Genomic DNA, 280 nt, shown 5'->3' on the forward strand with positions numbered 1-280 from the left:
GTTTATATCTTTAATACGTTCAATGCTTAAGCCAGTGCTTTCTTCCATTGAAGTAAGTTTGCTAATACAACGAAGTATTTCAGGCTTCACTTCTTCAAGTTTAGCTGAATGCTTTTCGTTTGCTGCAATTTCAATATCAAGCCATGCTGTGTCAGTTTCGTTGTTTGCAAAATGCTTAACAAAGGTTTTCTTTGGCAGCTTTGAAACTTGAACTGCATGCTTCATGATAAGACGTTCTTGAACGCGAACTCTGTCCATCATTTCACGCATGTTATTAACC

General features: G+C 37.1%; 1 protein-coding gene. It reads right to left on the minus strand.

The window, feature by feature from the left end:
* On the minus strand, window positions 1-280 hold a 280-nt coding region (locus tag AAEY68_RS20940; RefSeq protein ID WP_350586812.1), incomplete at both ends, for a sigma-70 non-essential region-containing protein.

The sequence above is a fragment of the Pseudoalteromonas sp. RB2-MNA-CIBAN-0110 genome (assembly GCF_040309305.1).
GTDB classification, from domain to species: Bacteria; Pseudomonadota; Gammaproteobacteria; order Enterobacterales; family Alteromonadaceae; genus Pseudoalteromonas; species Pseudoalteromonas arctica.